The 7,023-nt window shown below is 62.9% G+C and carries 8 protein-coding genes; all 8 read left to right on the top strand.

Translation table 11 applies throughout. The features are described from left to right. Positions 1-182: hypothetical protein (locus LL253_RS15775; RefSeq protein WP_228227771.1), on the top strand; the 182-nt coding region annotated here is incomplete at its 5' end. A gap of 31 nt (positions 183-213) precedes the next feature. Continuing rightward, positions 214-543 carry an ArsR/SmtB family transcription factor gene (locus tag LL253_RS15770; protein ID WP_228227770.1) on the top strand — a complete coding sequence of 110 codons (330 nt, stop codon included), beginning with the start codon at positions 214-216 and terminating at the stop codon, positions 541-543. Between the two features lie 10 nt (positions 544-553). Next, positions 554-982 carry an arsenate reductase (glutaredoxin) gene (gene arsC / locus LL253_RS15765; RefSeq protein WP_228227769.1) on the top strand — a complete coding sequence of 143 codons (429 nt, stop codon included), beginning with the start codon at positions 554-556 and terminating at the stop codon, positions 980-982. Then, positions 982-2,268 carry an arsenic transporter gene (locus LL253_RS15760; RefSeq protein ID WP_228227768.1) on the top strand — a complete coding sequence of 429 codons (1,287 nt, stop codon included), beginning with the start codon at positions 982-984 and terminating at the stop codon, positions 2,266-2,268. The genes arsC and LL253_RS15760 overlap by 1 nt, the downstream gene beginning before the upstream one ends. After that, positions 2,269-3,012 carry an arsenical resistance protein ArsH gene (gene arsH, locus LL253_RS15755; RefSeq protein WP_228227767.1) on the top strand — a complete coding sequence of 248 codons (744 nt, stop codon included), beginning with the start codon at positions 2,269-2,271 and terminating at the stop codon, positions 3,010-3,012. Between the two features lie 102 nt (positions 3,013-3,114). Continuing rightward, complete coding sequence (locus LL253_RS15750; protein ID WP_323133420.1) at positions 3,115-3,519, top strand: DUF2946 family protein; 405 nt, start codon at positions 3,115-3,117, stop codon at positions 3,517-3,519. 178 nt (positions 3,520-3,697) lie between these two features. Further along, positions 3,698-4,840, top strand: coding sequence for a PepSY-associated TM helix domain-containing protein (locus LL253_RS15745; protein WP_228227766.1), 1,143 nt, complete (start codon positions 3,698-3,700; stop codon positions 4,838-4,840). Then, positions 4,837-6,987, top strand: coding sequence for a TonB-dependent receptor (locus LL253_RS15740; RefSeq protein ID WP_228227765.1), 2,151 nt, complete (start codon positions 4,837-4,839; stop codon positions 6,985-6,987). The genes LL253_RS15745 and LL253_RS15740 overlap by 4 nt, the downstream gene beginning before the upstream one ends. The last annotated feature ends 36 nt before the right edge of the window (positions 6,988-7,023 follow it).

The raw sequence follows: 7,023 nt of genomic DNA, 5'->3' as shown, positions 1-7,023 counted from the left end.
GACACCCGAAACATAATCCGCAGACGGGTCACTTCTCGATGGAAAACCCGGGTCACTTCTCAGTGGAAATCAACAGCGCGGCCATCAATGGCAGTCTTCGCCGAAACCAGCCCTTCGCGAGAACGCTTCGGCCTAGGATGTCAACGTTCGGTAACTTATCGGAAAATTCCGATGCGTCTTGACCTCACCAATTCTATCAGATAATTCCGATGTATGGAAACCGATGTCTCCCTCGAAATTCTCGGTGCGCTGGCGCATCCCACCAGGCTTGATGCCTTTCGCCTTCTTGTCCGCCACGAACCTCATGGCCTCTCCACCGGACAACTGGTCGAAGCGTCAGGGCTGACCCAAAGCACATTCTCGACCCATTTGGCTGTGCTCGCGAAAGCCGGACTCGTCCTGTCGGAAAAGCGCGGTCGCCAGCAAATCCAGCGGGCCAACATCAGCGCACTGAAGGGGCTGATCCTCTTTCTGGCCAAAGACTGCTGTCAGGGCCGATCCGAACTTTGCGAACCGCTCGTCTCCGAACTCACCTGTTGCTGAAGGATTCATCGTGGCAACCGACATCATCATCTATCACAACCCGGAATGCGGCACTTCGCGCAACACTCTGGCGATGATCCGCAATGCGGGCATAGAACCCCATGTCATCGAATATCTGAAAAACCCGCCTTCGCGCGCCCTGCTGGTCGATTTGATCGACCGCTCCGGGATCGGCGCGCGCGCCCTGCTGCGAGAGAAGGGAACGCCCTATGCAGAACTGGGCCTGGGCGACACCGCATTGTCGGATGATGCATTGATCGATGCGATGATGGCGCACCCGATCCTCATCAACCGGCCGTTGGTCGTCTCACCGCTGGGCGTGAAGCTGTGCCGTCCTTCCGAATCCGTGCTTGATCTGCTGCCGACTGGCCAGCTCGGCGCGTTCGCGAAGGAGGATGGCGAGCAAGTGGTCGATGCCTCGGGCCAGCGCATCGCCTGATGCTGCTCGCAGTCCTGATATTCGTTGCCACGATCACGCTCGTCATTTGGCAACCAAAGGGCCTCGGCATTGGGTGGAGTGCATCGGGCGGAGCGGCGGTGGCGCTGCTCCTGGGCGTTGTCTCGCTATCCGATGTGCCAGTGGTGTGGGGCATTGTCTGGAACGCGACAGCTACGTTCGTCGCAATCATCATCATCAGCCTGTTGCTCGATGAAGCCGGATTTTTCCAATGGGCCGCGCTCCATGTCGCCCGATGGGGCAAGGGCAATGGTCGCCGCCTGTTCGCGCTGGTCGTGCTGCTGGGCGCGACCGTTTCGGCCCTCTTTGCCAATGACGGCGCGGCGCTGATCCTGACGCCGATCGTCATCGCCATGTTGCGGGCGCTGGGATATGGCGACAAGGCCACGCTCGCCTTCGTCATGGCCGCCGGGTTCATTGCCGATACGGCGAGCCTGCCACTGGTCGTCTCGAACCTCGTCAACATCGTGTCGGCCGATTTCTTCGGTCTGGGCTTTGGCGAATATGCCAGCGTCATGGTTCCGGTCGATCTCGCTGCGATCGCCGCGACGCTGGGCGTACTGATGCTGTTTTTCCGGCGCGACATACCCGCGACCTATGACGTGGCGGCGCTGCGCGCGCCGCGTGAGGCGATCCGCGATGCGGCGACGTTCCGCGCTGGATGGATCGTGCTGGCGCTGCTGCTGCTCGGTTTCTTCCTGCTTGAACCGATGGGCGTGCCTGTCAGCGCCGTCGCCGCTGCCGGTGCCATCCTGCTGCTCGCGATTGCAGGCAGGGGGCATGTCATCATGACCCGCAGGGTCGTGCGCGAAGCGCCCTGGCAGATCGTGATCTTTTCGCTCGGCATGTATCTGGTCGTCTATGGCCTGCGAAATGCCGGGTTGACCGACCACCTCGCTGCACTGCTCGATCAGATCGCCCAAGGCGGCGTATGGGGCGCGGCGCTGGGAACCGGCATGATCGCGGCGGCCCTGTCGTCGGTCATGAACAACATGCCGACCGTACTGGTGGGGGCACTGTCGATCGACGCCGCGCACGCCACGGGCGCGGTGAAGGACGCCATGATCTACGCCAATGTGATCGGCTGCGACCTCGGACCCAAGCTCACGCCCATAGGCTCGCTTGCGACCCTGCTGTGGCTCCACGTTCTTGGCCAGAAAGGGATCGGGATCGGGTGGGGCTATTATTTCCGGGTTGGCTTCACGCTTACCGTTCCTGTCCTCCTCATCTCCCTTGCGGCGCTCGCCCTGCGTATAGGATTGGCCTGAATGCCCCTTCGTAATCTCCATGACGCCGACAGCCTGCCCGCGCTCGATCCCGCCTACATCCACCAGTGGCCCGCATCGGAGCGGGGCGCACTCAACCCCGCGCCGCGGATTCTGCTGCTCTATGGCAGCCTGCGCGAGCGGTCCTTCTCCCGTCTTGCCGTCGAGGAAGCCGCCCGCCTTCTGCGTCTGTTCGGCGCGGACACCCGGATATTCGATCCCTCGACGCTGCCGCTGCCCGATCAGGTAGCGGGAGACGATCATCCTGCCGTCCATGAATTGCGCGCGCTTTCACTATGGTCGGAGGGACAGGTGTGGTGCAGCCCGGAACGGCACGGGCAGATCACCAGCATCATGAAAGCGCAGATCGATCATCTGCCACTGGAGATGAAAGGGATGCGGCCGACGCAGGGGCGCACGCTTGCGGTCATGCAAGTGTCGGGAGGATCGCAGTCGTTCAACGCGGTCAATACGTTGCGCCTGCTCGGCCGCTGGATGCGGATGTTCACGATCCCCAACCAGTCATCCGTGGCAATGGCGTACAAGGAGTTCGATGAAGCGGGCCGCATGAAGCCGTCGAGCTATTATGACCGGATCGTAGACGTGATGGAGGAACTGGTACGCTTCACCGTGCTGATGCGCCCGCACGCGCAGCAACTGGTCGATCGCTATTCGGAACGCAAGCAGAGGGGCGCGCCCGTCGATCCGAAAACAGACCTTTCCGCCATCGCTATCTCCAAGCAATAACTGATAGGATCCGGTGAAAGCGGCTATTCTTTCAAATGGACAATTCGTCTCACTGTCATTCGCACATGACAGAAGCACGGTCGGTGACTAAGAGCACAACCCGTGCATCGACTGCGTAACCTTGTCTTTGCCAATAGGCCCTTTGCCTGCGCGGTGGTTGCATTCGCGTTGATGATGAAAATCGTCATGCCGGCCGGGTTCATGCCGACGGTCTCGAACGGCCAGATCGTGGTCAGCATCTGCTCGGGCACCGGGCCGATGACGATGGTCATGACCATCCCCGGTCTGGAGCACGGGAAGTCCGAAGGGGACGGCCATCAGGGCAAGGCCGAACAGCCCTGCGCCTTCTCAGGCTTGTCGGCACCCTCGCTCGCTGCGGCGGATCCGATCCTGCTGGCAGGGGCCATCCTGTTCGTGCTGACGCTCGGCACGCGCCCGCAGGTGTTGCGAATCTCGACAGCACCGCCTTATCTACGTCCTCCCCTGAGGGGGCCTCCGGCAATCTGATCGGTAGTCGTCGCGTGAGCGGCTGAGGGGACAGGTGCGCGCCGCGCATCTGGCTCCTGTGCTGTCATGCACCCTGCTTCAGATTGGCCTGGCTGTGCGCGTGTGTGCGGTGGTCAGGCCTGCCGAGGATCACCATCATGATTATCGCTGCCTGGTTTCGCCGGGTTCGCCACTTCGCATGACCGCGCGAAGTCGCATTCTCCTGCGCCAGCTCCATCTGTGGCTGGGCCTTGGGCTCGGTGGCCTGTTCGCGCTGCTGGGCGCGACAGGATCTTCGCTTGTCTTCTACATCGAGATCGACAAGGCGCTGCATCCTGCGATCGAGCAGACCGTAGCGGGCAATGGACCTGACTGGTCTTCGCCGGTCTGGGATCGCGCGCTCGCGACGGCCCGATCGCGCTGGGATAATCCGCATGGCAGCTGGTCATTCGAAGCGACCGGTGAGCCGGGTGCTATCCCGGCGCGCTACTATCCTTCCGATCATCACAGCCATCATGGTGACCGCGAGATGGTGTGGTTCTCGGCTGACGGCACGCAGATCCTGCGCGCGGAGCCATGGGGCGGCTATCTGATGAGCTGGCTCTACGAACTGCACATGCACCTTCTCGCGGGAGAGGTCGGCAGCCAGATCGTTGGCTGGTCGGGCTTTGCCATGCTGGCGCTGCTGGTCAGCGGGATCGTCGTCTGGTGGCCGCGCGGCAGTTGGCGCAAGGCATTCGCGTTCAAGCGCAATGCCGTCGCGCTCCGTCGCCTGCGCGATCTCCACAAGCTGACCGGCGTGTGGAGCATGGCGCTGCTGTTCATCCTGGTAGGCACCGGCGCGTTGCTGGCGCTGCCTACGATCAAGGCCCAGTTGCTAACGGCCGTCATAGTCGCGCCGGACAAAGTGCCCGATCCGCAGTCGGGGGAATCTGAAGGCCAGCAGATTACGGTGTCGCGGGCATTGGCCGCCGCGCACCGCGCCATGCCGGATGCACGCCTGGCCTCCATCGACGTGCCCGGCGCGGGATCGGAGCCGTTCCGGATGCGCGTGCAGCTTCCCGGCGATCCCCACCGGCGCTTTCCGAGCAGCTTCATCTTCATCGACCAGTATTCTGGCGCAGTGCTCGCCGTCCACGATGTCCGGCGCGGCAACGCCTCGACCACGACCGCCAAATGGATCCGCGTTCTTCACGATGGATCGATCGCGGGCCTCTCGACCCGCATCCTTGCCGTCATCCTCGGCTTCGTTCCGCTCGGTCTCTTCGTGACCGGGTTCCTTCATTGGCGCCGGCGCCTCGCAGCGCGCGCCCAATCCAACAAAACAGGGAGATTCTCATGAAAGCATCATTCATCGCTATAGCCGCTTGCCTGGCGTCCTCTCCCGCGCTGGCGCAGACGCCAGACGATGCCGCTGACCGGCCAGAACGCGACACGATCATCGTCACGGGCCAGCAGCTGGAAAAGGAAACGGAAGTCTCCGGCCGCCTTGGCCTCACCATTCGCGAGACCCCGGCTGTGGTCGACATCGTCACCCAGCAGGACTTCAAGCTGCAGGGCGTCCGAACCGCGATCGAGGCGATGAATGCCGCGCCCGGTGTCGTCTCTGGCAACCTGCCGGGATCGATCGGATCGGTCTCGATGCGCGGCTTCCATCGCGCGGTGAACTATCTGTACGACGGCGTTCGCATGGCCAATTCCGACGTTGGCGTGCGCAACTGGGACGCCTGGTCCTTCGAGCGGATTGAGGTCATCAAGGGGCCGGCGTCGGTGACGTCGGGTGAAGGCGCGCTGGCCGGCGCGATCAACTTCGTGCCTCGCCGTCCCAAACTCGACGGCGTGAGCGGCGAGATGCTGGCCAGCTATGGCAGCTTCGACACCGCCCGCCTGGCCGCGGACGTGAATCTGCCGCTGGGAGAGACCGTGGCCGTTCGCGGCGATGTGTCCTCCGCGCGCTCGTCGGGCTGGGTCGACGATACCGACAGCCGCACCTTCGCAGCGACCGGATCGCTGCTCTTCAAGCCCAGCGATCGTTTCTCGCTGGTGGTATCGGTCGACCATTTCGAGGACCGGTTCAAGACCGCCTATTACGGCACGCCGGCAATCTCACGGGCGCTGGCCCGCGATCCGTCATCGGCGGTCTCCGGCAGTTCCGGCCTCGTGCTCGACAAGGCGATACGCAAGACCAATTACGATTACACGGACGGCAAGGACGGCTCGAACACGACGTGGCTGCGCGCCCGCGCCGAATATGCGCTGACCGACAACCTGAAGATCGTCAGCGACATGAGCTATTATGACAGTTTCCGCGACTATAAGGATGCCGACGAATATACGTTCAACGCCAGCACCGGCCTGATCGATCGCGGCGCCACCTACATCAGCCACGACCATCAATATTGGAACCAGCGCCTGCATCTGGCTTTCGACGGTCGGATCGCGGGCTTACGCAACCGCTTCACGCTTGGCGCGGAATATGGTGAAACCGACTTCTTCACGGTACGCCGCTTCGGCACCGGCACGTCGGTCGATCCGTTCAATCCGGTCCGCGGCACCTTCCCTGCTGACACACCCGCCAATTTCGGGACGCGGCAGGACATCAATGCCAAGGTCGATGCCTTCGCGATCTTCGCGGAGGATGCCCTCAACCTGACGGACGAGTGGCTGGTGGTCGGCGGCTTCCGATATGACGACGTGAAGCTCGACCGGCACGTCCTCAACGCGACCAGCGGCGCGGTCCAGACTTACGGCCAAACCTATCATCCGATCTCCTGGCGTGCCGGCACCGTCTATAGCGTCACACCCCGGACCCAGCTGTTCGCACAATACACTTATGCCGTCTCGCCTCTCAGCGGCCTCCTGTTCCTGAGCGCGACGAATGCCGCGTTCAAGATGACGACCGGCCATAGTTACGAGGGCGGGGTGAAGACCTCTCTCACCGGCACGGGCGTCGAACTGACTGCCTCGGCCTTCTACATCCGTCAGGACGACATCCTGACCCGCGATCCGACAAGCCCGGCGGTTGTGTTCCAGGGCGGCGCCCAGCGCTCACGTGGGTTCGAGCTGTCGCTGAACCTGCCGGTCACGCCGGAACTCAGCGTCGCGGCCAGCGGGACGCTCCTCGACGCCCAATATCTGGAGCTGATCGAGGCCGGCGGCGTCGACCGCGCGGGAAACCGCCCACAGAATGTCCCCGAACGTCTCGCCGACGTCGTCGTGACATGGTCGCCCAGGGCACTGCCGATCACCGTGGTCGGCAGCATGCGCCATAATGGCGATTTCTACACCGAGACCGCGAACGTCATTAAGGTCACCGCCTTCACCACCTTCGACGCGGCCATCTCGTGGAATGCGTCCATCGGGACGCTCACGCTGCGCGGCCGCAACCTCACCGATAAATTCTACGCTGACTGGTCCGGGTACGCCTCCGGCCTCGTCTTCGTCGGCGCGCCGCGCAGCGTCGAGCTCTCCTTCAGCAAGCGCTTCTAAGCCACCCGGCCACCATCGAATCGGAAAGTATCTCCC

Origin of the sequence: Sphingobium soli (assembly GCF_020782245.1) — a bacterium.
Classification (GTDB): Bacteria; Pseudomonadota; Alphaproteobacteria; order Sphingomonadales; family Sphingomonadaceae; genus Sphingobium; species Sphingobium soli.
The sequence above is the reverse complement of the archived record's forward strand: the minus strand, read 5'-3'. Positions and strand labels throughout refer to the sequence as shown.